Genomic DNA, 289 nt, shown 5'->3' with positions numbered 1-289 from the left:
GACCGGCGGTGCCCCCGATGGTGACGAACAGGTTGCGACCGTCGGCCCGGGTGTCATAGCTGGCCAGATTGGTGAGGTTGATGATCAGGCGGGTGCGGTTGCCTGCCTCGACCACCGTCACGCTGCGGGCATTGCCATTGCCCAGCTCACGGCTCTTGGTACCGAGCTTGTTGGCGACGCCGGGCAGGTCCAGGGCGATGCGCGCCGGCTGCTCGATGGTGTAGCCCTTGGGCACCGGCACCGGCTGATCGAAGGTCAACTTGAGTTCGATGCGATCCCCGGGCAGGGA

General features: G+C 66.4%; 1 protein-coding gene. It reads right to left on the bottom strand.

All coding sequences use genetic code 11. The features are described 5' to 3' along the window. Positions 1–289, bottom strand: a 289-nt coding sequence (locus FS767_RS22105) for an AMIN domain-containing protein (RefSeq protein WP_144968232.1), incomplete at both ends; no start/stop codon positions are given.

Source organism: Pseudomonas sp. DE0010, assembly GCF_007680745.1.
Lineage (GTDB): Bacteria > Pseudomonadota > Gammaproteobacteria > Pseudomonadales > Pseudomonadaceae > Aquipseudomonas > Aquipseudomonas parafulva_B.
Note: the sequence above shows the minus strand (reverse complement) of the source record. Positions and strands in the feature narration are given on the sequence as shown.